Below are 24,969 nucleotides of genomic sequence, written 5' to 3' on the forward strand. Positions count from 1 at the left end.
TCCATGCGCTTCGCTCTCTCGCTCGGACTTGCCCTGGGTCTTGCCGTTGCCGCGCCGGCGCTCGCCGCGGACGGCGAGCAAAAGCCGCTCAAGACGCTCGACTGGTCGTTCGACGGCCCGTTCGGCACCTACAACCGCGCCGACCTGCAGCACGGCTTCCAGGTCTATAAGGAGGTCTGCTCGGCCTGTCACAGCCTCAAGCGCGTCGCCTTCCACGCCCTGGCGGAATCCGGCGGCCCGGAATTCACCGACGCGCAGATGAAAGCGCTGGCGGCCGGCTATCACGTCCCGGCCGACCCCAACGACAAAGGCGAGACGACGGACGACAAGGGCAACCCCCTGACCCGTGCGGGCATCCCGGCGGACGTCTTCCCGGGTCCCTTCGCGAACGAGCAGGCGGCCCGCGCCGCCAATGGCGGGGCGCTGCCGCCCGACCTGTCGCTGATCGAGAAGGCGCGCGCCGGCGGCGCGAACTACGTCTACTCGATCCTCACCGGCTTCCACGAGACGCCGCCGCCCGGCTTCAAGGTGACCGAGGGCAAGTATTTCAATCCCTATTTCATCGGCTGGAACATCTCGATGCCGCCGCCGCTGCAGGACGGGCAGGTGACCTTCGTCGACGGCGCGCCGAACAAGATCGCCGACGAGGCGAAGGCGGTCGCGACCTTCCTCGCCTGGACCAGCGAGACCCATCTCGAAGACCGCCACCGCATCGGCGTCGGCGTGATGATCTTCCTGATCGTGCTCTCGGGCCTGCTCTATCTGAGCTATCGCAAGGTCTGGAAAGACACGCCGCATTAGAGCTGTCGAGCGCGGCGGATTTTCCTCCCCCGTTGTTACGGAGGAGGAAAGTCTCTGGCCTGACATCGCACGCATGCTAAAAGCCCGCCCATGACCAAGACCATCCTCGGCGTCATCGGCGGCAGCGGCGTCTATGACATTCCCGGCCTCGAGAATCCGCGCTGGAAGTCCGTGAAATCGCCTTGGGGAGCCCCGTCGGACGCGCTCCTCTTCGGCACCTACAAGGGCACCGATCTCGTCTTCCTGCCGCGCCATGGCCGCGGCCATGTCCAGACGCCCAGCTCGATCAACTACCGCGCGAACATCGACGTCCTCAAGCGCGTCGGCGTCACCGACCTGATCAGCGTCTCCGCCTGCGGCTCGCTGAAGGAAGAACTCCCGCCCGGCACCTTCGTGATCGCCGACCAGTTCATCGACCGCACCTTCGCGCGCGAAAAGAGCTTCTTCGGCCCCGGCTTCGTCGCGCATGTCTCGATGGCCCATCCGGTCGACGGCCGCATCGCGCACGCCCTGAACACCGCCTGCGCGGAAGAAGGCATCGCCTACGCCCGCGGCGGATCCTATATCTGCATCGAAGGGCCGCAATTCTCCTCCCTGGCGGAGAGCAATCTCTACCGTTCCTGGGGCTGCAGCGTGATCGGCATGACCGCGATGCCCGAGGCCAAGCTCGCCCGCGAGGCGGAGCTGCCCTATGCCATCGTCGCGATGGTGACCGACTACGATTGCTGGCACCCCGACCACGACCATGTGACGGTCGACGCGGTGGTCAAGATCATGCACGCCAACGCCGACCACGCCCGCAAGCTGATCATGAACGTGGCGCAGAAGCTCGGTCCCGCCCGCACGCCCACGCCGGCGATCGAAACCGTCCTCGACACCGCCGTGATGACCGCGCCGGACAAGCGCGACGCCCGCCTGGTGCGCAAGCTCGACGCCGTTGCCGGCCGCGTGTTGCCGAAGAAAACCAAAGCGAAGACGCCCACGAAGAAAAAATCGACGAAGCGCAAAAAGTAATCACCTCCCCCTCGCGGGGAGGTCGAAAAATCGCAAGGCGATTTTTCGGGTGGGGGGAGCCCCACGCAGGAGACCCGCCATGGACTTCAAGACCGTCATCCGCACCATCCCGGACTATCCCAAGCCCGGCATCATGTTCCGCGACGTGACGACGCTGTTCGGCAGCCCGCGTGCCTTCCGCCGGGCGGTCGACGAACTGGTGCAGCCCTATGCCGGCCTGGCGATCGACAAGGTCGCGGGGATCGAGGCGCGCGGCTTCATCCTCGGCGGCGCGGTGGCGCATCAGCTCTCCACGGGCTTCGTGCCGGTGCGCAAGAAGGGCAAGCTGCCCTTCACCGTGCTGGGCGAGGATTACGCGCTCGAATACGGCACCGACCGGGTCGAGATCCATACCGATGCGGTGAAGCCGGGCGAGAACGTCATCGTGGTCGACGACCTGATCGCCACGGGCGGCACCTGCGTCGCCGCGATCAGGCTCCTGGAGCGCGCCGGCGCCAACGTCGTGGGCTGTTCCTTCGTGATCGATCTCCCCGAGCTCGGCGGTGCCGACAAGATCCGTGCCCTGGGCAAGCGGGTCACGACCCTGGTGGCCTATGAGGGGCACTGATCACCTCCCTCTCGTGGGGAGGTCGAAAAATCGCGCAGCGATTTTTCGGGTGGGGGCGTGCGCGCGCGCATGAAACTCTACTCCCATCCCATCTCGCCCTTCGGCCGCAAGTGCAAGATCGTGGCACATGAACTCGACCTCAAGCTCGAGGTCATCGTGGTCGACGCGCGCAACGACGAGACGCTGCGCAAGGTCAATCCGCTCAAGAAGATCCCCGTCCTCGTCCTCGACGACGGCTCGGCGCTGTTCGACAGCCGGGTGATTTGCGAATACCTCAACCATATGGGCGGCGGGAAGTTCTTCCCGGGCATGAACCTCTTCAGCAACTCCACCGGCCGCTGGAAGGCGATGGGCCTGCATGCCCTGGCCGACGGCATCATGGATGCGGCGGTGGCGCTGCGCTACGAGAGCACCGGCGAGGACAAGCGCAATCCCGACCACATGGCGCGCTACCGCGCCACCATCGACGCCGGGGTGAACGCGCTGGAGCGTGTGAAGTTCGCGGCGGTGCCGACCATCGGCGAGATCGCGACGGGCTGCGCCCTCGGCTATCTCGATTTCCGCTACCCCGACATCGCCTGGCGTGACGGCCACCCGAAGCTGGCGGAATGGTTCGCGAAGTTCGCGCAATTCCCGTCCATGCTGGCGACCGCGCCGCACTGAACCGGTGTCATCCCCGGCGTCTCAGAACGCCGGAGGCGGTCGGAGACGGGAAGGGGATCCAGGCGGCAAACACTGTGACGGCCTTTGCCGCCTGGATCCCTTTCCCTTCGCGATGCTGTCGCATCGCTCTGCCGGGGACGACAGCGTTGGGCTAGAGCCGCCGCCGATTTCCCGCTAAAAGCCGCGCTATGAAATCCGTTGTTGCCACCATCCTTTTTGCAGTCTTGCCGGTCTTTCCCGCCTTGGCGTCGGGCATGCTGGATGCCCGCATCGTCGTCCCTTGCGCCCCCGGCACGGCGCTTCTCAAAGATGCAATAACGTCCTACGACAAGGGGCAAGCCGTTCCCGTCTGTGGGTCGATCAACGTCATCTTCAATCGCCGCGACATCGTGAGTCTGCGCTCTTCCGGAGGCCAGGGTCGGAACTCGGGCGTGCTGATCCGCCTGGATACGAAGGGCGCCGCTCGTCTTGCGCGCGCAACCGCAGGCGGGAACCGCAGGATCGTGCTCGAATATAAAGGCCGCGTGGTGCTGGACCTGACCCCGCCAGCGCTCGCCAGCGGCACAATTTTCGTTATGGGCCTTGACCGGCACCTCCGGGATGCGCTGCTGGCCGACTTCAACGACAGATTCGCCCCATGAAAATCCACGGCAAACATTACCGCTCCGTCTGGCCCGTCGGCGACACGGCGTTCGGCATCATCGACCAGACGCGGCTGCCGCACGAATTCGTCACGCTGGAACTCAAATCGGCGGATGACGCCGCGGTCGCGATCAAGACCATGCAGACCCGCGGTGCGCCCCTGATCGGCGCCGTCGCCGCCTATGGCCTCGCGCTCGCCGTCCGTGCCGACCCGTCGGACGAGAACCTGGCCGCGACCCACGACATGCTCGCCGAGACCCGTCCGACCGCGATCAATCTGCGCTGGGCCTTGAAGCGGATGTGCGACGCCATCCGCAACCGGCCGCGCGACGCGCGCGCCGCCCTCGCCTGGCAGGAGGCCGCCGCCATCGCCGACGAAGACGCCGCGATGTGCGAAGCCATCGGCAGGAACGGGCTCGAGATCATCCGCGATCTCCACAAGCAGAAGGGCGCGCCGCTCAACATCCTCACCCATTGCAACGCCGGCTGGCTGGCGACGGTGGATTGGGGCACCGCGCTGGCGCCGCTCTACATGGCGCATGACGCAGGCATCCCGCTGCATGTCTGGGTCGACGAGACCCGCCCGCGCAACCAGGGCGCCGCGCTGACCGCCTTCGAGCTGGGCGCCCATGGCGTGAACCACACCATCATCGCCGACAATGCGGGCGGCCACTACATGCAGCACGGGCAGGTCGACATGTGCATCGTCGGCACCGACCGCGTGACCGCAAACGGCGACGTCGCCAACAAGATCGGCACCTATCTCAAAGCGCTCGCCGCCAAGGACAATGGCGTGCCCTTCTATGTCGCGCTGCCCTCTTCGACCATCGACTGGACGCTGGCATCGGGCCGTGACATCCCGATCGAGGAACGCTCTTCCGACGAGGTCTTGAAAATGACCGGCCGCACCCCATCTGGAACCATCCAGACGGTCGAGATCGCGGCTCCCGGTTCTCAAGCGGCGAACCCGGGTTTCGACGTCACGCCCGCACGTCTCGTCACCGGTTTCATCACCGAACGCGGGACTTGCGCGGCAACGGAGCAGGGCCTACGCAGCCTCTTCCCCGCCGCCTGATGGCCCTGTGTTGGGCGGCGGGGCTACTCCCCGGCGAATAGGGAGTGGCGAGTTGCGAATGGGGTTGCTCGGCGCCTCCCTACTCGCTATTCGCCACTCGTTATTCGCATTCCGGAACGCGAAAACAATACGCTGTGGCCCATGCTGCCGATGGCATGCAAGATATGGTGGTTGAACGACGATGAAGTCCCGCTGGGTTGAATCCGAAGCCGACGATTTCGTGAAGCGCTACACCGAGAAGGGCGTGGGCGCCGACCTCGCGCTGCGCACCTACACCACGCGCCTCCTGGGCTCGGACCCGCGCCTCGTCCTCCACGGCGGCGGCAACACCTCGGTCAAGACGACGGCCAGGGACCAGCTCGGCGAGGAGGTCGCGGTGATCTGCGTCAAGGGCTCCGGCTGGGACATGGGCAATATCGAGCCCGCCGGCCTGCCCGCCGTGCGCCTGGAGGAGCTGCGCCGCCTGCGCAAGCTGCCCAAGCTCTCCGACGAAGACATGGTCAACTTCCAGCGCATCAACCTGCTCGACTCCTCGGCGCCGAACCCGTCGGTCGAGACCCTGCTGCACGCCTTCCTGCCGCACAAATTCATCGACCACACGCACTCGACCGCCGTCCTCGCCCTGACCGACCAGCCCGACGGCGAAGCGGTGGTGCGTGAGGTCTATGGCGACCGTGTCGCCTATGTCCCCTACACGATCCCGGGCTTCGCGCTCGCCAAGTCAGTCGCCGACGTGTTCGACGCGAACCCGAAGGTCGAAGGCCTCGTCCTGCTCCAGCACGGCATCTTCACCGTGGGCGAGAACGCCAAGCAGGCCTATGAGCGCATGATCGAATTCGTGACCCTGGCGGAAGAGCGCCTCAGCCGTCAGCGCAAGGTCCGCAAGGCCGCAGCGCTGCCGGCGCATCTCGCTACGGTGCCGCAGATCGCGCCCATCCTGCGCGGCGCCGTCGCCATCGAGCGCAATGCGATGGCCGGCACGGTCAAGCGCCAGATCCTCTGCTTCCGCAGCAGTCCCGCGATCCTCGACTACGTCAATGGCGCGGAGCTTTCGCGCTACAGCCAGGTCGGCGTCGTCACGCCCGACCATACGATCCGCACCAAGAATTGGCCGTTGGTCGTGCCGGCGCCCGATGCGCACAGGCTCGAAGACTGGAAGACGGACGTGACCGCCGCGGTCGACGCCTTCGTCGCGCATTACCACGAGTATTTCGAGCGCAACAACGCGACCTCGAATCCGAAGAAGAAAGAGCTCGATCCCCTCCCGCGCGTGATCCTGGTCCCCGGCATCGGCATGTTCGGGATCGGCCAGACCGCCAAGGACGCGGCCATCGCCGCCGACATCGCCGAGAACACGATCGACGTCATCACCGATGCCGAGGCGATCGGCGAATACAGATGCATCACCGAGAACGACATGTTCGAGGTCGAGTACTGGTCGCTGGAGCAGGCCAAGCTCGGCAAGGGCGCCGAGAAGCCGCTGGCCCGCCAGGTCTGCGTCATCACCGGCGGCGGCTCCGGCATCGGCGCCGCGACCGCCAAGGCGATGGCGGCGGAGGGGGCGGAGATCGCGATCCTCGATCGCGACCACGACATGGCGGTCAAGGCCGCCAAGGCGGTGCACAAGCAGGCGCTGGCGATCCAGTGCGACGTGACCGATCCGGCCTCCGTCCGCCACGCCTTCGACAAGGTGGTCGAAGCCTTCGGCGGCGTCGACATCGTCGTCTCGAACGCCGGCGCGGCCTGGCAGGGCAATATCGGCACGGTGGACGACGCGGTGCTGCGCAAGAGCTTCGAGCTGAACTTCTTCGCGCATCAGAGCGTGGCTCAGAACGCCGTGCACGTCATGAAGCTGCAGGGCACCTATGGCTGCCTGCTGTTCAACACGAGCAAGCAGGCGGTGAACCCCGGCAAGGATTTCGGCCCCTACGGCCTGCCCAAGGCGGCGACGCTCTTCCTGGTCCGTCAATACGCGCTCGACCACGGCAAGGACGGCATCCGTGCCAACGCCGTGAACGCCGACCGCATCCGCACGGGCCTGCTGACCGACGACATGGTCGCCGCCCGCGCCAAGGCGCGGGGCGTGAGCGAAGAGAGTTATATGTCGGGCAACCTGCTGGGCCGCGAAGTCTATGCGAGCGAAGTCGCCGAAGCCTTCGTCTATCTCGCGCACGCCGAAAAGACGACCGCCGCCGTGATCACGGTCGACGGCGGCAACATCGAGGCGGCGCTACGCTGACGAGCAAAGGGGCCGGACGTATCCGCCCGGCCCTCTTTTGTCAGTACCAGCCGCGGCAATAGTGGCGGTGATGGCTCCAGGACCGGCAATGGCGGTGATGGTTGCGGCCATGGCCGCCGACATGAGCGCCCACGCCGATGCCGCCGACATGGACGCCAAGGCCGATGCCCTCGGCGCTGGCGGCGGGGGCACCCAGGAGAGTCAGCGCGAACACCGTCGCGATCAGCGTTTTCATGAAATATGTCCTTATGAAATGGGAACGGTCCTCAGCTAACAGTCGGTGACGCCGATTCGTTCCCGTTGGGTGGTGGCGCCGCGCCATGCCGGCGCGACACCGTTCCTTGTTGGGTTAGTCCCGCGCGTCGGCGATCACATCGTCCGCTTCGTTCAGCGCATCGCGCGCCGCGGCCGTATAGCAGGCCTCATAGCCCTGGTCGGCCGCGGAATCGTGGTTGGTGAGTTCATGGCAGACGTCGCGGGCCGTCGCACGAATCCGCTCGCGAAACGCATGCGCGCCCTCGCGCGTGCCGAGATCCAGATCGGCATAGGACACCTCGCGCGACAATTTCTCGACGCCGTTGCGGTCGACCCAGCGCTCGCCACGCGGCGAGATGACGATCACCCGCTCGGTGTCGTCCGGACCATAAGCGGCATTGTCATAGCGGCCATCACGGTCATGGCGGCCGTAGTCCTGTGCGGCGGCGGGCACCGCCGCGGCAAGGGCGACGGCACCGGCCATCAGGGCGAAACGGAAAGAACGGAACATGGCGCAACTCCTCGATTGGCGCCTTCGACATTCGCCCCTGTTGGCGAACCCTGTTCCAAAACGGCTATCGCGAAAACCCGTTCCGTGCGTCACCCGCCATGGGCGCGGAACAGTTCCAGCGTGCGCTGCTTGCCGAGCTTGGCGGAAGCCTCGTCGTAATCCGTCCGGCGATCCGAATTGAATCCATGGCCCGCGGGATAGACATAGACCTTCACCTCGGGATGCGCCGCTTCGATCTTGCGCACGGTCTCCAGCGGGATGCCGTGATCCTTTTCGCCGAAATGCAGGATGGTCGGGCATCTCGGCTGTAGGTCGATCATCTGTCCGATATTGCCGCCATAATAGCCCGAGGCCGCGCTCAGCCCCGTGCACCTCCCCGCTGCCGCCCAGGTCACGCTGCCGCCATAGCAATAGCCGGTGATGAACACAGGCCCGCGCGCCTTCAGGTCGTCGATGCAGGCTTGCGTGTCGGCGACGGAGAGGTCGAAGGGATGCTCCGCGCGCGCCAGCTTGATCGCGACCTGGATGTCCTCCGGCGAATAGCTCGCCTGGAAGCCGGGATGCTCGCGGTCGTAGAGCGCAGGCGCCAGCACCTCATAGCCCTCCGCGGCATAGCCGTCGGACAATTCCATGATGTGTTCGGTGACGCCGAAGATCTCCTGGATGAGCACCAGCCCGCCGCGCCGCGCGCCCTGCGCCTGCACGCGATAGACGCCGATTTCGGCGCCATCGCTCATCGTCATCTTTTCCATCTTGCCTTTGAGGGCCATGTGATTCTCCGTTTTGTCTGGTGCCACTTAAGGCAAGGATGTCATCCCCGGCGAGCGCGGCGCAAGCCGCGCGAGGGAAGGGGACCCAGGTGGATAGACCGGTGTCGGTCTTGCCCACCTGGGTCCCCTTCCCCTCACGCCGCTACGCGGCGTTCGGCCGGGGATGACAATTGGCGCTACGCGTTGAACCGGAAATGCATCACGTCGCCGTCGGCGACGACATAGTCCTTGCCTTCGAGCCGGAATTTTCCCGCGTCGCGCGCGCCCGCTTCGCCGTTGCCCGCAATGTAGTCGGCGAACGCGATGGTCTCGGCCCGGATGAAGCCGTGTTCGAAATCGGTGTGGATCACGCCCGCCGCCTGCGGCGCCCGCGAGCCCTTGGTCACCGTCCAGGCGCGCGTCTCCTTCGGACCCACCGTGAAGAAGGTGAGCAGGCCCAAAAGCGCGTAGCCCGCGCGGATCAGCTTGTTGAGGCCCGGCTCCTCGAGCCCCAGGCTCGAAAGGAATTCCTCGCGCTCCGCCGCCGCGAGCTGTGCGACTTCCTCCTCGATGCGGCAGGAGATCGTCACCGTGCCGGCGCCCTGGCGCTTCGCCATCGCTTCGACCGCGGCCGAAAATTTGTTGCCCGCCGCCGCCGAACCTTCGTCGACATTGCAGACATAGAGGACGGGCTTGGAGGTCATCAGTCCGAGCTGCGAGAACGGCGTGCGCTCCTCCGCGGTGAGTTCGGCATCCCGCGCGGGCTTGCCCTCGCGCAGCAGCACGATGGCCTTCATCATCAGCGCGAGCTGTTCCTTGGCCTCCTTCTCGCCGGAATTGGCTTTCTTCTCGAGCGGCTTGATGCGCTTCTCCAGGCTGTCGAGGTCGGCGAGCATCAGCTCGGTCTCGACCGTCTCGGCGTCGCCGACGGGATCGATCTTGCCCTCGACATGGGTGATGTCGTCATCCTCGAAGCAGCGCAGCACATGCGCGATGGCGTCGACCTCGCGGATGTTGGCGAGGAACTGGTTGCCCAGCCCTTCGCCCTTCGAGGCGCCGCGCACCAGCCCCGCGATGTCCACGAAGGTGATGCGGGTCGGGATGATCTCCGCCGACTTGCCGACCTTCGCCAGCGTTTCGAGCCGCGGGTCCGGCACCGCGACGTCGCCGACATTGGGCTCGATGGTGCAGAAGGGATAATTCGCGGCCTGCGCCGCGGCGGTCTGGGTCAGCGCATTGAAAAGCGTGGATTTGCCGACATTGGGCAGTCCGACGATGCCGCATTTGAAGCCCATTATTCGTCATCTTTCTGTTCGGTTTTCGGCGGCGGCACCTTGGCCGGCTTGAGCGGCGGCCGCGGTGCATTGGGCCGCGGCGGGTTCAGCGCCAGCGAGATCCTGTTCATGAACCCGATGTCGTTGTCCTTGGCAAGCAGCGGCGCGGCCTCGGCGATCGCCGACAGCATCGGCCCCAGCCATTCCTTCTCGTCGGCCTTGCTGAAATTGCCCAGCACATGGCCCGTCACCCGCTCCCGGCCGCCCGGATGGCCGACGCCGATGCGCACGCGGCGGTAGTCGGAGCCGATGGCGGCGGTGATGGAGCGCGCCCCATTGTTGCCGGCGTCGCCGCCGCCGGTTTTCGTTTTCAGCTTGCCGGCCGGCAGGTCGAGTTCGTCATGGATCACGACGACGGCGTTCAGCGGCAGCTTGAAGAAGCGCATGGCGGCGCCGACGCTGTCGCCGCTGAGATTCATATAGGTGCCGGGCTTCAGCAGGTATGTCTTGCGCCCGCCCAGCAGCCCTTCACTGATCGCGCCCTGGAAACGTCCGCGCCAGGGTCCGAACTTGTAGCTCTCGTGGATCGTGTCGACCGCCATGAAGCCGGCATTGTGCCGGTTGCGCGCATACTCCGCGCCGGGGTTGCCGAGCCCGGCGATGAGAAGCGGCGTGTCCGACATCGGAGCTGCGAAGGATTACTTCTTCGCGGGCGCGGCGGCGGGCGCGGCGCCGGCGGCCGGCGCGGCAGCCGCTTCCTCGGCGGCCGGAGCCGATGCGGCGGCGGTGGCCGCTGCTGCGGCGGCGCGCTGCTCTTCCAGCACGCTGGTCGGCGCGACGATGGAGCAGATCGTGAAATCGCGGCCGCGAATGATCGGCTTGACGCCTTCCGGCAGCTTGACGTCGTCGATGTGGACCGAGTCGTGGATGTCGAGGCCCGAGAGGTCGATGACGATCTCTTCCGGGATGCTCTCGGCAGGGCAGAGCAGCACGATCTCGTGCCGCACGATGTTCAGCACGCCGCCCTTCTTGAGGCCCGGCGAGTCGCCCTGGTTGCGGAAATGCACGGGAATGGCGAGCCGCACCTTGGCGCCTTCGCCCAGGCGCATGAAATCGACATGGACGGGACGGTCGGTGACCGGATCGACCTGCACTTCGCGCGGGATCACGCGGGTCTTCTTGCCCGCGATGTCGAGCATCACGAGCTGCGTGGTGAAGCTGCCGGTCTGGAAATGGCGCTCCAGGGCGCGGAAGTCGACCGCGACGTTCTCGGGCGCGATGTCGCCGCCATAGACCACGGCGGGCACGAGGCCCTTCACGCGGATCTGGAAGGCCGGGCCCTTGCCGGTGCCGTCGCGCGGCTCGGCGCGCAATTCCTGGGTCTCACGCATAGTCAAGTCCTTGATTGATCGGCACTTTTTAGAGGCCGCACGAGCCAAAAGGTCCCGGAAAGGCGTGGCTTTTAGCGGAAGCGCGGGACCAACACAAGACGGCACCCGCCATCGGGGTGCCGGTCCAATCGCGCCCGCACTTCGTATATCACCAAAAGGATGATCGGCGCTTTGACCCGCAAGCTGTCGCACTGGTTCGCCGCCGCCGGAGGCCTCCTCCTGGCCGGCTGCGTGCCGCTCCTCAACCTTGCGGTGCCGCGCGCGGGCTATTCGATCCGCGCCGACGTCGCCTATGGCAGCGATCCGCGCCAGACGCTCGACGTCTATATCCCCGACCATCTGAAGGCGTCCGCGCCGGTGCTGTTGTTCTTCTATGGCGGCAGTTGGCAGAGCGGTTCCAAGGACATCTACCGCGCCTTCGGCCAGGCCTTCGCGAGCAGGGGCATCGTCACCGTCGTCGCCGACTACCGCGTCTATCCGCAGGTGAGATATCCCGCCTTCCTCGAGGACGGCGCCGCCGCGGTCGCCTTTGTGCACGCACATGCTGCGGATTATGGCGGCGATCCCGGCCGGCTGTTCGTCTCCGGCCATTCCGCCGGCGCCTACATCGCGGTGATGCTGGCGGTGAACGACACCTATCTCAAGGCCGCCCATGCCGATCCGGCCTGGATCCGCGGCGCCATCGGCCTTGCCGGGCCTTACGATTTCCTGCCGCTTGCCGACCCCGCGCTGATCGACATCTTCGGCGGCGACCGCGTGATGGCGACGCAGCCGATCAAATACGCCGCCGGCCGCCATCCTCCGATGCTGCTGGCGCACGGCACCGCCGATACGACGGTGGGCGCGGGCAATTCGCGCCGCATGGCCCAGCGCCTGCGTGCCGCCGGCAACACGGTCGAGCTGAAGGAATATGCCGGCGTCAGCCATCTGGGCATCATCCTGTCGCTGGCGCCGGGCCTGCGCGGCAACACGACGCTCTACCCGGACATGCTGGCCTTCATCGCCGCGCATTGATTCGGGGCGCGTGCAGCGCGCGGTCTTTCCCCGTTTCGTCGGCATCGGCCGGCCTCGTGCTATAGGTCTTCTGTCCATCGGGAGCGCGAATCCCTTGCCTGCCAGCAGCCCGGTCAAGCGGATCCTGGCGCCCCTGCGGCGCGGCGCCCGCGCCCTCGCGCGGTTCGTGGCCGATCCGGCCTATCGCGGCATGCTGCTGCTCGCGCTGCGCCGCCCGCGCAACCGGTTCCAGCCCTACAGCGCCGCGCGCCCCGACCGCTATCCGACGATCTTCGGCGCGGCGCGCGCGCGTCTCGGCGACGGCCCGGCGCTGCGCCTGCTCTCCTTCGGCTGCGCGACGGGGGAGGAGGTCGCCACCCTGCGCCGCTATTTCCCGCGGGCCTTCATCAAGGGGATCGACATCAATCCGCAGAGCATCGCGGTCTGCCGGGCCGCCCTGGGCGGCGATCCACACCTCGCCTTCGCCGTCGCCGGGTCCACCGCGCAGGAGGCGGACGCCTCCTATGACGCGATCTTCTGCATGGCGGTGCTGCGCCATGGCGATCTGGCGCGCAGCCGGCCGCCGCGCTGCGATCACCTGATCCGCTTCGCCGATTTCGAGCGCACCGTCGCCGATTTCGCGCGCTGCCTGAAGCCGGGCGGATTGCTGGCGCTGCGCCACAGCAATTTCCGCTTCAAGGACACGGCGGCGGCGGCGTCGTTCGAGACCGTGCTGAACGTCCACCGCTACACCGACACGCCGCAATACGATCCCGCCAACCGCCGCCTGCCGGACATGGCGCATGAGAGCGCGCTGTTCGGGAAGCGGCGTTAGGGGCTGGCACCGCGTCATCCTGAGGTGCGACCCCGTCCGAAGGGCGGGGGAGCCTCGAAGGATGACGGCGCCGAATGTGCGTGCTTCGAGGCTCCGCTTCGCGGAGCGCCTCAGCATGACGCGCGGTGAAGACGCGATCGGCTCAGGTCAATCGAACAGGCTCGACACGCTCTCTTCGTTGTTGATCCGGCGCATCGCTTCGCCGAGCAGCGGCGCGATGGAGATGCGGCGGATGGTGGCGCATTTGCGCTGCTCTTCCGTCGCGCTGATCGAGTCCGTCACCACCATCGATTTGAGCTTGGAGCCCGCGATGCGCGCCACCGCGCCGCCCGACAGCACGCCATGCGTGGCATAGGCGCAGACGTCCTTGGCACCGTTCCTGAGCAGGGCCTCGGCGGCGTTGCAGATCGTCCCGCCCGAATCCACGATGTCGTCGATCAGGATGCAGCTCCGGCCCTCGACGTCGCCGATGATGTTCATCACTTCGGATTCGCCGGCGCGCTCCCGGCGCTTGTCGACGATGGCGAGCTCGGTGCCCAGCCGCTTGGCCAGCGCCCGCGCCCGCACCACGCCGCCGACGTCCGGCGAGACCACCATCAGGTGATCGCCGGTGCCCAGATAGTCCTGGATGTCGCGCACGATCACCGGCATGGCGAACAGGTTGTCGGTCGGGATGTCGAAGAAGCCCTGGATCTGCCCGGCATGCAGGTCGACCGTCAGCACGCGGCTGGCGCCCGCGCCGGTGATCAGGTTCGCCACCAGCTTGGCCGAGATCGGGGTGCGCGGCCCGACCTTGCGGTCCTGCCTGGCATAGCCGAAATAGGGCAGCACCGCCGTGATGCGCCGCGCCGAGGCGCGCCGCAGCGCGTCGATGATGATCAGCAGCTCCATCAGGTTGTCGTTGGCGGGAAAGCTCGTCGACTGGATGACGAAGATGTCCTCGCCGCGGACGTTCTCCTGGATCTCGACGAACACCTCCATGTCGGCGAAGCGCCGCACGATGGCCTTGATGAAGGGCAGCTTGAGATGCGCCCCGATCGCCTTGGCGAGCTCGCCGTTGGAATTGCCGGCCAGCAGCTTCATGCCACGCGATCCGTTGGTCTCGGTCATGACGCTGCCCACCGCTGATGTGATGCTTTGATGACGGGCTTGTAGCAAGCGCGCCCGCGCCCGGAAAGTGTCAGCGGAGCACGATCGCGGAAATTTCGCGTCCGTAATCGCCTTCGCCGCGATGGGTTGCACGCCGGAAGCTGAAAAAATCGGCACTGCGCGCATAGGTGCAGGCGGACAACCGTTCGATTCTATCCACACCCGCCGCGTGCAGGCGGTTCGCGACGAAGCCCTCGAGGTCGAAATGGTGATGTCCGGCCCGCTGGCTCGGGACGAATAATGTCGCGTTCGCCATATCTTCGGCGACGAACCGCGCCTGGAATTCCGCCCCGACTTCGTAATTCGCCTGGCCGATGCAGGGCCCGATCGCGGCGGCGATGCGCGTGCGCCGCGCGCCCAGCGCCTCCATCGCGTCGAGCGTGTTCGCCAGCACGCCGCCCAGCGCACCCTTCCATCCCGCGTGCGCCGCGCCGATCACGCGCGCCTGCGCATCGGCGAAAAGCACGGGCGCGCAATCGGCGGTGAGGATGCCCAGCGCGATGCCCGGCACCGCGCTCACCATCGCATCGCCGAGCGGGATGTGGCGCGCATCCTCCGCCCGCGTCTCGCCGATCGGCCATGGCCTTGTAACGGTCACGACATCCGGACTGTGGATCTGACCCAGCGTGACGAGCGCGGCGTCGCCCAGCGCCGCCGCGACCCGCCGCCGGTTCTCGGCGACATTGGCCCGCGCATCGCCAGAGCCCGGCCCGCAATTGAGCGAGTCATAGAGTCCGCTCGACACCCCGCCCGTGCGGCCGAAGAAGCCGTGCGTGATGCCGGGCAGGGCGGAGAGAGACGCGGCTTTTAGATGCAACATTCTTCTACACAACCGTCATCACCCGCTTCATGCGGGCAATCCAATTTTCTTCGCGCGGCGATGACGAGGCTTCATGGAACGAATTCACCCAAACCCCGGCGGCGTCGGTGCGGCCTTCGGCACGATCGCCAGCGCCTTGAACAGCATACCCATCTGCTCCGGACCGGTCAGCCGCTCCAACTCGACCAACTGGCCGAGCACCCCGGCGCGGTGCGCGATTCCCAGGCTCTGCAGGAAGGCGCCTTGCTCCACCGGGCCGCAGACCGAGGCACCGCCGCGCACCGCCGCGTCGCCCAGCGCGGTGAAATCGACATGCGCCGAGAGGTCGGCTTCGCCCGGCGTCTCCAGCACCGCGCCGAAGCCATGCCCCTTGACCGCCTGCAGGGTCTCGCCGAAGCCCGGCACCGCATAGCCGTAGTCGACGATCAGCGCCGCGCCGCCGCGCCGCGCCACGGCATGCGCGATCTCTTCCGCCAGCGCCTCGCCCATGGGCGAGGCTTCGAAGAACCCGCCGGGCGGCGCGCCGTCGCGATTGGCCGGCACGCGGCTGTCCGGCAAGGGCGTGGGCGCCAACGCGAAGACGAGCCCGTCCTGCGCGTCCAGGGTCACCATGCGCTCGCACCAGCCGCGCCCGGTCTTCACATATTGATGGATCGGCAGCGCGTCGAAGAACTCGTTGGCGATGAGATAGAGCGGCCGATCGCCCTCCGCCGCGAAGCTGCGGGACCAGCGCATGGGCACGCCGCAATCCTTCAACGCGGCGCGTTGCGCCTCTTCGAGCACCGGGCTCGCCTCGACCAGCACGACTGCGAGCTGGTCGTGGAACTCCGGCATCAGCTTCATCGCCCGCAAGGCGTCGCGCATCAGGGTTCCGCGTCCCGGCCCCAGTTCCATCAGCAGCGGCCGCGCCGGCTTGCCCTGGTCGTGCCAGCTCTGCGCGATCCACAGCCCCAGGAGCTCGCCGAACATCTGGCTGATCTCGGGCGCGGTGACGAAATCGCCGCCGCCGCCGAACGGATCGCGTGTCGCGTAGTAGTCGCCGGCCGCGAGCGCCATGAACTCGGCCAGCGGCATCGGTCCCTGGCTCGCGATGAGCCCGGCGATACGCGCGCCGATCATGCGCGCGCGTTGACATGGGGCCGGAGCGAGACCCAGAAGAACGCCCCCGCCGCGACCCAGAGCGGGATCGACAGCGCCATGCCCATGCTGAACCAGCCGATGAACGGACCGTCGGGTTCGCGGAAGAACTCGACGAAGAAGCGGAACACGCCATAGCCGGCGAAGAACAGCCCGGTCAGCAGACCCGGCCGCTCCTGCAGTTGCAGGCGGCGCAGTGCGAATTGCAGGATCAGGAACAACAGCACGCCTTCGAGCGCTGCCTCATAGAGCTGGCTGGGATGGCGCGGGTACGGCCCGGCATGCGGAAAGACCATCGCCCAGGGCACGTCGGTGATCTTGCCCCACAGCTCGCCGTTCACGAAGTTCGCCAGCCGCCCGAAGAACAGCCCGATCGGCGCCACCACCGCGAGCATGTCGGCCACGGGCAGCAGCGGCAGGCGGTTCTTCCGGCAGAACAGCCACACGGCCAGCGCCACGCCGGCCAGCCCGCCATGGAACGACATCCCGCCTTCCCAGATGGTGATCAGCCGCATCGGATCCTCGACGAAGCCCAGCGGCAGCGGCGCTCCGCCCTGTGGGGCCAGGCACATCGCGGTCCCGGGCGACACGCTGCACAGGATGATGCCGTAGAACAGGATCCAGCCGATGCGGCCGCCCAGGATCACGCCCAGCGTCGCCCAGACCACCAAATCGCCGATCTGGTCGGCGGTGATCGGCGGCTTGCCGGAGAAGGTCGGGTTCTTCCACAACCGGCGTTCGTGCGTCATGCGGGCGGCCACCCACCAGCCCGCCAGCAGGCCCGCGAGATAGGCCAGCCCATACCAGTGGATGGTGACGAACCAGATATGGATGACCGGATTGATGTTCGGGAACTGCAAGAGGCCCAGGCTCATGGGCGAACCACGTCTGGTTCGCCGGTTCCTGTCAAGCCGCCGCCTTGCCGGGCCGCGGCGCACTCGCCATATAGGGAATAGCAGGAGACCCGCATGGCCCAGACCGACAATCCTTTTCTCGACGGCATGGCCCGCCTTTTCACCGACGCGGCCGGCGCCGCCAAGAGCGTGCGCGACGAGATCGACACCTTCGTGAAGCAGCGCCTCGAAAGGCTGGTCGCCGACATGGATTTCGTGCCGCGGGAGGAATTCGAGGTGGTCAAGGCGATGGCGGCCAAGGCCCGCGCCGAGAACGAGGCGCTCGCGGCGCGGATCGCGGCGCTCGAGGCGAAAGCGACCGATTCTCCGCCTGCCCGGTCGGCATAAGCGCAGCCAACATCCGATTCAAATCGCCGCACCCGCCAAGCCTGTGGATGCCGCGGACTGTTCAGGGTCTTGTAGAGTCAGACTCTTGTGCCACCACAAAATCTTGTGCCAGTTTGATTCACGACTGCTTCGCGTTGCGTCGCGGCCGTGAATCCGGAGCACTTGATGACCGTCATCCATCTCGACGAGGCACCCGCCACCCCGCATCCGATCGACATGCTCGAGCGGGCGGTGGAAGAGAATGGCTGGGCGTTCGAGCGCGCCGGGCGCGACGAGCTCAGCCTGTCCGTTGCCGGCCGCTGGAGCGACCATCATTTCAGCTTCTCCTGGCGCGACGACCTGCAATCGCTGCATCTCTCCAGCGCCTTCGACATGCGGATCTCCGAAGGCGTGCGGCGCTCTAACGTCGCCGACCTGCTGATGTATGTGAACGCCAGGCTTTGGATCGGCCATTTCGACCTCTGGCCCGAGGATGGCACCATCGTTTTCCGTCATGCGATGATCTTTCCCGATGCACGCGCCTCCGCCTCGCAATGCGAAGCGTTGCTGAATCTCGCGCTCGAGGCTTGCGAACACTACTATCCCGCCTTCCAGTTCGTGCTGTGGGGCAACAAGACTGCCGAGGAGGCCGTCGCCGCCGCCGTGCTGGAGTGCGCGGGCCAGGCGTGAGTCTCTCCGGATAGAACTCCCGCCACCCGACGTGCTCGCTTCGCTCCGCGCGTCGACCTCCCCGCAAGGGGGAGGTAAAGGATATTCCCCATGACCCAACCCATCCTCCTCATCGGTGCCGGGCGCATGGGCGGCGCGCTGCTCAAGGGCTGGGTCGCGCGCGACCTCGGGCCTGTCCTCGCCGTCGAGCCCAACCCGTCGCCCGAGCTGAAGGCGCTGGCGAAGAAACATCACATCGCGCTCTTCGCCCGCACGGCGAACATCGACTCCCTCGCCGCCCGCGCCTGCGTCGTCGCGCTCAAGCCGCAGATCCTGAAGACCGAGATCGCGTCGCTGAAGCCCATCGCGCAGTCGGGCGCCTTGATGCTCTCGATCGCGGCCGGCACCAGCCTCAAGGCGATGCGCGGAGCATGGGGCGCCAAGGCCCGCCTCATCCGGGCCATGCCCAACACGCCCGGCGCGGTCGGCCGCGGCATCACCGCCCTGTTCGCCGCACCCGGCACGACGCCGAAGGATCGCGCGCTGGCCGACAGCCTGCTCGCCGCGCTGGGCGAAACCGTCTGGGTGGGACGTGAAGCCGATATCGATGCGGTGACCGCGGTCTCGGGCTCCGGTCCCGCCTATGTCTTCCTGCTGGTCGAGACACTGGCGGCCGCCGCACAGGCCGAAGGCCTGCCGCGGGCCCTGGCGCAGACTCTTGCACGCGCCACCATCACCGGTGCGGGTGCGCTGCTCGACGGCGATCCGTCGCCGCCGGAGACCCTGCGCCGCGACGTCACCAGCCCGCATGGCACCACAGAAGCCGCATTGAAGGTGTTGATGTCCACGAAGGGCCTGGCCCCGTTGATGCGCCGCGCCGTCGCCGCCGCCCGCAAACGCGCGAAGGAGCTGGGCTCGTAAATAAAGCGCGCCTGTCATCCCCGGCGCGTGGGTTCCCTTTCCCTCACATCGCTTCGCGATGTTCGGCCGGGGATGACAACGGCGCTACACCGGCAGCCTTATCGTCGCGCGCAGGCCGCCCATCGGGCTGGTCTCCAGCACGATCTCCCCGCCATGTGCCCGCGCGACGTCGCGCGCGATGGCGAGCCCCAGGCCCGAGCCGCCCGCCTGCAGGTTGCGGCCCTCGTCGAGCCGGTGGAACGGCCGGAATGCTTCCTCGCGCCGCTCGGGCGGGATGCCCGGGCCGTCGTCGTCGACGATCAGCCGCGCGAAGCGCTCGTCGCGCAGCACCGACACCCGCACGAGCTTGCCGTATTTGAGCGCGTTCTCGATCAGGTTGGTGGCGCAGCGCCGCATCGCCTTCTGCCGCATGTCGACCACGACCGCACCCGGCGCCTCGACCGTCACCCGCGCGGCCGCGCCGCGCGCCGCCGCGGCCGCCGACACCGCGTCGCGGGCGAGATCGCTCAGATCGCCCACCGCCGACTGCTCGCCGCCCTCGCCGCGCGCGAAGTCGAGATATTCGTCCAGCATGTGCTCCATCTCGACGATGTCGGCGCGCATCGCGCGGATGTCGGCGGTCTCGCCCATCATCGCCAGCGCCAGCTTCATGCGCGACAGCGGCGTCTTGAGGTCGTGGCTCACCCCCGCCAGCATCTCGGTGCGCTGCTGCACATGCCGCTCGATGCGCTCGCGCATGGTGAGGAAGGCCCGCGCCGCGCGCCGCACCTCGCTCGCGCCATAGGGCTTGAAGTCCGGCACGATGCGCCCCTTGCCGAACGCCTCCGAGGCCAGCGCCAGCCGCTCGATAGGCCGCACCTGGTTGCGCAGGAACAGCACCGCGACCGCCAGGAGGATCAGCGCCGACCCCACCATCCACACGATGAAGATGTCCGGGCTGGTCACCGTCACCCGGCTGCGCGGCACCATCATCCGCAGCACGCCGTCATGCACCTCGATGCGGATCTCGATGACGCGATGGGTGCTCTGGACCTCGAAATTGCGGTTGCCGGCAAGCTGGCCGATCACCGCGTCCAGCGCCCGGTCGATGGTGGACGGCCGGTGCCGCGCCGAGGGCGGATCGATCTTGCGCCCGGCCTCGAAGCTCACCGGATAGTCGAGCCGCAGACTCGCCATCTGCCGCAGCCGCGCCCGCTCCGCCGGCGCATGGCTGTCCTCCAGCGCCACCAGGAACGCGGCGTCGGCCGCGATGTCGCGCGCCATCCAATGCGTCGTGCTGTCGAGGTCGCGCTCGAAGAACACATAGGTGACGACGCCCTGCAGCAGCACCATCGGCACCACGATGATCAGCAGCGAGCGCCAGAACAGTCCGCGCGGCAGGTAGCGCTTGAGGAACCGGAACGGGTCGAGGCGCGCGATCCCGCGCGGCGCTTCAGGTGACACGGTCCGGGACCAGGACGTAGCCCACCCCGCGCACCGTCTGCAGATAGAGCGGCAGCTTCGGGTCTTCCTCGATCTTGCGGCGCAGCCGCGTGACCTGCACGTCGATCGAGCGCTCCAGCGCCACGCCCAGCCGCGTGCACAGATCGCTGCGCGAGAACGACCGCCCGGCATTCGCCGCGAACAGTTTCAGCAGCGCCGCCTCGGAGCTCGTCAGATGCACCAGCTTGTCCTTGCGCCGGAGCTGGCCGCGCTCGGGATCGTAGGTCGCGTCGCCCATCTTCACCTCGGCATGCGCCGATTGCGCGGGCGGCGTGGCGCGGCGCAGCAGGGCGTTGACGCGCAGGATCAGCTCGCGCGGCTCGAACGGCTTGGGCAGGTAGTCGTCGGCGCCCAGCTCCAGCCCCTGGATGCGGTCCTCCGCCTCGCCGCGCGCGGTGAGGATCAGGATCGGCACCGCCGAATTCTCCCGCACCGCCCGGGTCAGGTCGAAGCCGCTCTCGCCCGGCATCATCACGTCCAGCACCAGAAGGTCGAAGGCGAAGCTCTTCATCAGCGTGCGGGCGTCCGCCGCGTCGGCCGCCGCCGTCACGCGGTAGCCGTTGGAGGTGAGATAGCGCTGCAGCAGCGCGCGCAGCCGCTCGTCGTCGTCGACCACGAGCAGATGCGGATCCTCCATGGACGATTGGCTGGCGGTCATGGCAGCTATTCCGGGCGCCTTGTTTGCAAGTCCCGCCCGGCCGTTATAATGGCAGGCGAGGTACGCTAACCCCTTGCAATAACTAGGCCCAAACCCGGGATGCGGGCAAGGGCGAAAGGACCGCCATGGCCGACATCCTGCCCTTCGATCAGCGCGAGGGCCATCTCTGGTATGATGGCCATATGGTGCCCTGGACCTCGGCCCAGACCCATGTCCTGACCCATGGCCTGCACTACGCGTCCTGCGTGTTCGAAGGCGAGCGCATCTACAATGGCCGCATCTACAAGCTGGAGGAGCATACGGCGCGCCTCTTCGCCTCGGCCAGGATCCTCGGCATGCACATCCCGTTCAGCCAGGAGGTGATCAACAAGGCTTGCCGCGACGCGGCGGAGGTCCAGGGCATCGTCGACGGCTATATCCGCCCGGTGGTGTTCCGCGGCTCGGAGCAGATGGCGGTCTCGGCGCAGAACAGCCACATCCATGTCGCCATCGCCTGCTGGCAATGGCCGTCCTATTTCGATCCCAAGGAGAAGCTCAAGGGTATCCGCCTGGCGATCGCCGACTGGAAGCGCCCGGCGCCCGACACCGCGCCGACCCAGGCCAAGGCCGCCGGCCTCTACATGATCTGCACCCTGTCCAAGCACGCGGCGGAGGCGATGGGGTACGCCGACGCGCTGATGTACGATTATCGCGGCTATGTCGCGGAGGCGACGGGCGCCAACGTCTTCTTCGTCAAGGACGGCGCGCTGCACACGCCGACGCCGGACTGCTTCCTGAACGGCATCACCCGGCAATCGGTGATCGAACTCGCCAAGGCCCGCCAGATCGAGGTGAACGTCCGCCACATCGAGCCGAAGGAGCTGATCCATTTCACCGAATGCTTCATCACCGGCTCGGCGGCGGAAGTGACGCCGGTGAGCGAGATCGGCCCCTACCGCTTCACGCCCGGCCGGATCAGCGAAACCCTGATGAACGACTACGCCGACGACGTCCGCGCGGAAAAGAGCCGCGTGGTGCTGCCGAAGATGGGATAAGCCGCCTGCGCCGCTGTCATCCCCGGCGAGCATTGCGCGCGTGACGCGCAATGCGAGGGAAGGGGACCCAGGCATATCAACGCGGACGGTCTCGCGAAGCACGCTCCGGGTGAGAGTACGCTATCCCTGCCCCGGCACCACACCCTCCGGCGTCAGCGCGTCCACCGCATGCGGCAGGACCTGTGCGAGCTTTGCCGCCAGCTCCTGCGGCGTCATCCCGGCCTTGGCGGCAAGCTCGTTGATGGTCTGCTCGCCGAACGCCTTATGTACGTGCTCGGGCGAGACCGGCGCATTCGGCCCGTCCTGCACCCAGCTGCTGACCGTCGGCCCGAGCCCGTTGCTCTCGAACGAATCCACGATCCCCTGCACGCCGCCATGCTGCGCCAGCAGGTTGTTGACGACCGGTATCATGGCCGCCCCGACCATCCCGCCGATCATCCCATCGAGAAATCCCATGGCGCTCTCCATCGCTATCCACCGGAGAATATAGGGGTTCGCACCCCGCTCCCCAACGTCCCGCGCCTTCTATTTGTGCGCCCACACCAGCAGCACCGCGCCGGCCACCAGCAGCGCGATCCCCGCCGCCTCGCGCGCCGTCGTCTTCTGCCGGAACACGACATGGCTCACGATCTGCGCGAACAGCACGTCGATCAGGCCCAGCGTGCGCACGCTCGCCGCGCTGGCGAGCGCGAAGGCGAGGAACCAGAACTCGCTCGCCGCCGCGCCCATGAAGCCCGCGAACAGCGACGGCCGCCACAGCCGCGCGATCGCGAGCAGCACCCTGGGGTCGCGCAGCGCCAGCCAGGCGCTGAGCAGCGCCGCCTGGATCACCAGACCGACCGCGAGCGTGAAGGTCGCGCCCATCACATAGCCGGGCAGGTGCAGGCTCAAGATCGCGCCGCGATAGCCGATCGCCGAGATGCCGAACAGCGCCCCAGCCGACAATCCGTACACGGCCGAATGCCAGCCGCCGCCCGCCACCGCGGTGCCGCGGCGCAGCGAAATCAGCACCACGCCCGCGATCGCCAGCAGCATCGCCGCCACCATGCCCGGCGTCAGCGGATCGTGCAGGACGGCGAGGCCCAGCGCCGCGACGAACAGCGGTTCGGTCTTCAGATAGGCCGCGGTCACCACGAAGGAGCGCTCGGTCATCACCACCAGCATCAGCGCGGTGCCGCCGATCTGCGCCAGCGCGCCCAGCATGTCCCACAGCCAGAATGCGGCATGGGTCGCCGGCAGCGCGGTGTGGGTGCCGAGCGCGACGAGGGCGAGGAAAACCAGCGCGAAGGGAAAGCCGAACAGGAAGCGCACATGCGTCGCGCCGACCGCGCCGAGGCTTTGCGTCAGTTCGCGCTGCATGGCGTTGCGCGCCGTCTGGCCTGCCGCCGCGACGACGGTGAAGATCACCCAGAGGAAACTCATTTCCGGCGCCAGCGCTCCGCCGCCGCCGCATCGCTCTCGCGCGCCTCGACCCAGGTACTCTCGCCGCCGCGCTCTTCCTGCTTCCAGAACGGCGCGCGCGTCTTGAGATGGTCCATCAGGAACTGGCAGGCCTCGAAAGCCTGGCCGCGATGCGCCGCCGCGACCGCGACCAGCACGATCTGCGCCCCGACCTCCAGCCGCCCGACGCGGTGGATCACCGTGACGCCGGTGAGCGTCCAGCGCGCCGCGGCCGCGTCGACGATGCGGCCGATCTCGCGCTCGGTCATGCCGGGATAATGCTCGAGCGTCAGCGCGGTCAGCCCGCCGCCGCCGCGCACCAGCCCGACGAAGCTCGCCACCGCGCCGGCGCCGTCGTCGCCCAGCGCCGCGACCTCGTCGCCGAGGTCGAAATCCTCGGCCTGGATATGGATGTTGACGATCATCCGCCGGTCACCGGCGGAAAGAACGCGATCTCGTCGCCCGGCGCGAGGATCGCGTCGAGTCCGGCATGCACCTGGTTCACCGCCGCGCGCAGGCGGGCGATATCCGCGAAGGCCTCGGCATAGCCGCCGCCGCGCCCCTGCAGCATCGCCGCCAGGTCGCCGACCGTGCGCAGCGCGGGCGTGTGCTCGACGGTCTCTTCGCTCCGCCCGACCTTCTGCCGCACCCAGGCGAAATAGAGCACGTTCATGCCGCGCCCTCGCGGCGCCGGCGCTGCGCATAGGCGACGCCGGCGCGGAAATACGCGTATCCCGTGTAGACCGTGAGTCCCGCCGCAACCCACAGCGCGATATAGGCGAGCGCCAGCGAGCCGGGCACCCAGCGGTCGGCGATCGGTCCCAGGATCATCGCGCCGATCGCGACGAGCTGGATCGTGGTCTTGATCTTGGCGAGGAACGTCACCGGCACGCTGACCGAGGCGCCGGCGAGGAATTCGCGCAGGCCCGACACCAGGATCTCGCGCGCCAGGATGATCAGCGCGGGCACCAGCCGCAGCAGGCTGGACAGGCTGGGCGCCAGGCTGAACTCCTGCACCGAGCCCTTCCACACCAGCATCATCAGCGCGACGCCGACCAGGATCTTGTCCGCGATGGGATCGAGCATGCGCCCGAAATCGCTCGGCTGGTTCAGCTTGCGGGCCGCGAAGCCGTCGAAGAAATCGCTCACCCCGGCGATGACGAACACCACGAACGCGGTCACCTGCCACGCCTCGCTGGGCAGCACGAAGGCCACGGCGAACACCGGCACCAGCAGGATGCGCGACAGCGTGATCAGGTTGGGGATCTGCAGCATCACCCGAACTTAGAACAAGTCCGGGGCCGATGGCACGCCGTTTTCGGCAAGGCAGCCGCGCCCTCTTCGAAGCTCGCGACTCAGGATGACGCTTTCACCCCTCTCGCCATGTTGA

At 67.4% G+C, this 24,969-nt stretch carries 30 protein-coding genes; 13 read left to right on the forward strand and 17 right to left on the reverse strand.

What is annotated here, in order from left to right; translation table 11 throughout:
- The first annotated feature begins 3 nt into the window (after positions 1-3).
- From WDM91_18640 to WDM91_18670, 7 genes are all read left to right on the forward strand, one after another.
- A complete protein-coding gene (locus tag WDM91_18640; protein MEI9996622.1) occupies positions 4-801 on the forward strand; it encodes a cytochrome c1 in 798 nt (265 codons plus the stop codon).
- Between the two features lie 90 nt (positions 802-891).
- On the forward strand, positions 892-1,815 hold the full coding sequence (locus WDM91_18645; protein MEI9996623.1) for an S-methyl-5'-thioadenosine phosphorylase: 924 nt from the start codon (positions 892-894) through the stop codon (positions 1,813-1,815).
- 79 nt (positions 1,816-1,894) lie between these two features.
- On the forward strand, positions 1,895-2,422 hold the full coding sequence (locus tag WDM91_18650; protein MEI9996624.1) for an adenine phosphoribosyltransferase: 528 nt from the start codon (positions 1,895-1,897) through the stop codon (positions 2,420-2,422).
- A gap of 69 nt (positions 2,423-2,491) precedes the next feature.
- On the forward strand, positions 2,492-3,085 hold the full coding sequence (locus WDM91_18655; protein ID MEI9996625.1) for a glutathione S-transferase family protein: 594 nt from the start codon (positions 2,492-2,494) through the stop codon (positions 3,083-3,085).
- A gap of 188 nt (positions 3,086-3,273) precedes the next feature.
- Positions 3,274-3,726: a hypothetical protein gene (locus tag WDM91_18660; GenBank protein MEI9996626.1), complete on the forward strand. Its 453-nt coding sequence runs from the start codon at positions 3,274-3,276 to the stop codon at positions 3,724-3,726.
- A complete protein-coding gene (gene mtnA, locus WDM91_18665; protein ID MEI9996627.1) occupies positions 3,723-4,802 on the forward strand; it encodes an S-methyl-5-thioribose-1-phosphate isomerase in 1,080 nt (359 codons plus the stop codon). The genes WDM91_18660 and mtnA overlap by 4 nt, the downstream gene beginning before the upstream one ends.
- A gap of 181 nt (positions 4,803-4,983) precedes the next feature.
- A complete protein-coding gene (locus WDM91_18670) occupies positions 4,984-7,041 on the forward strand; it encodes a bifunctional aldolase/short-chain dehydrogenase (GenBank protein ID MEI9996628.1) in 2,058 nt (685 codons plus the stop codon).
- 40 nt (positions 7,042-7,081) lie between these two features.
- On the opposite strand, the gene WDM91_18675 is transcribed toward WDM91_18670, so the two are convergent.
- The 6 genes from WDM91_18675 to WDM91_18700 form a co-directional block, all read right to left on the reverse strand.
- The gene (locus WDM91_18675) at positions 7,082-7,276 is read right to left on the reverse strand and encodes a hypothetical protein (protein MEI9996629.1); all 195 of its coding nucleotides are present in this window, start codon (positions 7,274-7,276) and stop codon (positions 7,082-7,084) included.
- Between the two features lie 114 nt (positions 7,277-7,390).
- Positions 7,391-7,807: a UrcA family protein gene (locus tag WDM91_18680; GenBank protein MEI9996630.1), complete on the reverse strand. Its 417-nt coding sequence runs from the start codon at positions 7,805-7,807 to the stop codon at positions 7,391-7,393.
- A gap of 89 nt (positions 7,808-7,896) precedes the next feature.
- Positions 7,897-8,577 (reverse strand): dienelactone hydrolase family protein, encoded by a 681-nt coding sequence (locus WDM91_18685; protein ID MEI9996631.1) that lies wholly within the window; start codon positions 8,575-8,577, stop codon positions 7,897-7,899.
- 176 nt (positions 8,578-8,753) lie between these two features.
- The gene (gene ychF / locus WDM91_18690; GenBank protein MEI9996632.1) at positions 8,754-9,851 is read right to left on the reverse strand and encodes a redox-regulated ATPase YchF; all 1,098 of its coding nucleotides are present in this window, start codon (positions 9,849-9,851) and stop codon (positions 8,754-8,756) included.
- Positions 9,851-10,513, reverse strand: coding sequence for an aminoacyl-tRNA hydrolase (pth, locus tag WDM91_18695; protein MEI9996633.1), 663 nt, complete (start codon positions 10,511-10,513; stop codon positions 9,851-9,853). Before pth ends, ychF begins: the two co-directional genes overlap by 1 nt.
- A gap of 15 nt (positions 10,514-10,528) precedes the next feature.
- Positions 10,529-11,221 (reverse strand): 50S ribosomal protein L25/general stress protein Ctc, encoded by a 693-nt coding sequence (locus WDM91_18700; GenBank protein MEI9996634.1) that lies wholly within the window; start codon positions 11,219-11,221, stop codon positions 10,529-10,531.
- Between the two features lie 171 nt (positions 11,222-11,392).
- Between WDM91_18700 and WDM91_18705 the strand changes: the two genes are divergently transcribed.
- Together WDM91_18705 and WDM91_18710 are read left to right on the forward strand one after the other, a co-directional pair.
- Entirely contained in the window at positions 11,393-12,235 is an 843-nt protein-coding gene (locus WDM91_18705) for an alpha/beta hydrolase (protein ID MEI9996635.1), read from the forward strand.
- A 94-nt stretch (positions 12,236-12,329) separates the two neighbouring features.
- Positions 12,330-13,049 (forward strand): class I SAM-dependent methyltransferase, encoded by a 720-nt coding sequence (locus WDM91_18710; protein ID MEI9996636.1) that lies wholly within the window; start codon positions 12,330-12,332, stop codon positions 13,047-13,049.
- Between the two features lie 147 nt (positions 13,050-13,196).
- Here the strand turns inward: WDM91_18710 and WDM91_18715 are convergent, their stop codons facing one another.
- The 4 genes from WDM91_18715 to lgt all read right to left on the reverse strand — a co-directional run bounded on the left by WDM91_18715 (position 13,197) and on the right by lgt (position 17,030).
- Positions 13,197-14,159: a ribose-phosphate pyrophosphokinase gene (locus WDM91_18715; protein ID MEI9996637.1), complete on the reverse strand. Its 963-nt coding sequence runs from the start codon at positions 14,157-14,159 to the stop codon at positions 13,197-13,199.
- Between the two features lie 70 nt (positions 14,160-14,229).
- Positions 14,230-15,018, reverse strand: coding sequence for a peptidoglycan editing factor PgeF (pgeF, locus tag WDM91_18720; protein MEI9996638.1), 789 nt, complete (start codon positions 15,016-15,018; stop codon positions 14,230-14,232).
- Positions 15,019-15,102: 84 nt separating this feature from the next.
- On the reverse strand, positions 15,103-16,137 hold the full coding sequence (locus WDM91_18725) for an SAM-dependent methyltransferase (protein ID MEI9996639.1): 1,035 nt from the start codon (positions 16,135-16,137) through the stop codon (positions 15,103-15,105).
- Entirely contained in the window at positions 16,134-17,030 is an 897-nt protein-coding gene (gene lgt / locus WDM91_18730; protein MEI9996640.1) for a prolipoprotein diacylglyceryl transferase, read from the reverse strand. The genes WDM91_18725 and lgt overlap by 4 nt, the downstream gene beginning before the upstream one ends.
- Positions 17,031-17,123: 93 nt before the next feature.
- Here lgt and WDM91_18735 point away from each other — a divergent pair, with 93 nt between their 5' ends.
- From WDM91_18735 to proC, 3 genes are all read left to right on the forward strand, one after another.
- Positions 17,124-17,396 (forward strand): accessory factor UbiK family protein, encoded by a 273-nt coding sequence (locus tag WDM91_18735; GenBank protein ID MEI9996641.1) that lies wholly within the window; start codon positions 17,124-17,126, stop codon positions 17,394-17,396.
- A 165-nt stretch (positions 17,397-17,561) separates the two neighbouring features.
- Positions 17,562-18,065, forward strand: a complete 504-nt coding sequence (locus WDM91_18740; GenBank protein MEI9996642.1) for a YbjN domain-containing protein — start codon at positions 17,562-17,564, stop codon at positions 18,063-18,065.
- Between the two features lie 90 nt (positions 18,066-18,155).
- Complete coding sequence (gene proC / locus WDM91_18745; GenBank protein MEI9996643.1) at positions 18,156-18,965, forward strand: pyrroline-5-carboxylate reductase; 810 nt, start codon at positions 18,156-18,158, stop codon at positions 18,963-18,965.
- Positions 18,966-19,049: 84 nt separating this feature from the next.
- Here proC and WDM91_18750 read toward each other — a convergent pair whose 3' ends face one another.
- Both WDM91_18750 and WDM91_18755 read right to left on the reverse strand, forming a co-directional pair.
- Positions 19,050-20,408: an ATP-binding protein gene (locus WDM91_18750; protein MEI9996644.1), complete on the reverse strand. Its 1,359-nt coding sequence runs from the start codon at positions 20,406-20,408 to the stop codon at positions 19,050-19,052.
- Positions 20,398-21,105, reverse strand: coding sequence for a response regulator (locus WDM91_18755; GenBank protein ID MEI9996645.1), 708 nt, complete (start codon positions 21,103-21,105; stop codon positions 20,398-20,400). Before WDM91_18755 ends, WDM91_18750 begins: the two co-directional genes overlap by 11 nt.
- Positions 21,106-21,230: 125 nt before the next feature.
- Between WDM91_18755 and WDM91_18760 the strand changes: the two genes are divergently transcribed.
- Positions 21,231-22,139: a branched-chain amino acid aminotransferase gene (locus tag WDM91_18760; protein MEI9996646.1), complete on the forward strand. Its 909-nt coding sequence runs from the start codon at positions 21,231-21,233 to the stop codon at positions 22,137-22,139.
- 120 nt (positions 22,140-22,259) lie between these two features.
- Here WDM91_18760 and WDM91_18765 read toward each other — a convergent pair whose 3' ends face one another.
- The 5 genes from WDM91_18765 to pgsA form a co-directional block, all read right to left on the reverse strand.
- The gene (locus tag WDM91_18765) at positions 22,260-22,595 is read right to left on the reverse strand and encodes a YidB family protein (protein ID MEI9996647.1); all 336 of its coding nucleotides are present in this window, start codon (positions 22,593-22,595) and stop codon (positions 22,260-22,262) included.
- Between the two features lie 69 nt (positions 22,596-22,664).
- Positions 22,665-23,561, reverse strand: a complete 897-nt coding sequence (locus tag WDM91_18770) for a hypothetical protein (GenBank protein MEI9996648.1) — start codon at positions 23,559-23,561, stop codon at positions 22,665-22,667.
- Entirely contained in the window at positions 23,558-24,004 is a 447-nt protein-coding gene (locus WDM91_18775) for a molybdenum cofactor biosynthesis protein MoaE (protein ID MEI9996649.1), read from the reverse strand. Before WDM91_18775 ends, WDM91_18770 begins: the two co-directional genes overlap by 4 nt.
- A complete protein-coding gene (gene moaD / locus WDM91_18780; GenBank protein MEI9996650.1) occupies positions 24,001-24,252 on the reverse strand; it encodes a molybdopterin converting factor subunit 1 in 252 nt (83 codons plus the stop codon). The genes WDM91_18775 and moaD overlap by 4 nt, the downstream gene beginning before the upstream one ends.
- Entirely contained in the window at positions 24,249-24,854 is a 606-nt protein-coding gene (gene pgsA, locus WDM91_18785; GenBank protein MEI9996651.1) for a CDP-diacylglycerol--glycerol-3-phosphate 3-phosphatidyltransferase, read from the reverse strand. Before pgsA ends, moaD begins: the two co-directional genes overlap by 4 nt.
- Positions 24,855-24,969: the final 115 nt, after the last annotated feature.

Source organism: Rhizomicrobium sp. (assembly GCA_037200385.1).
Taxonomy (GTDB): domain Bacteria; phylum Pseudomonadota; class Alphaproteobacteria; order Micropepsales; family Micropepsaceae; genus Rhizomicrobium.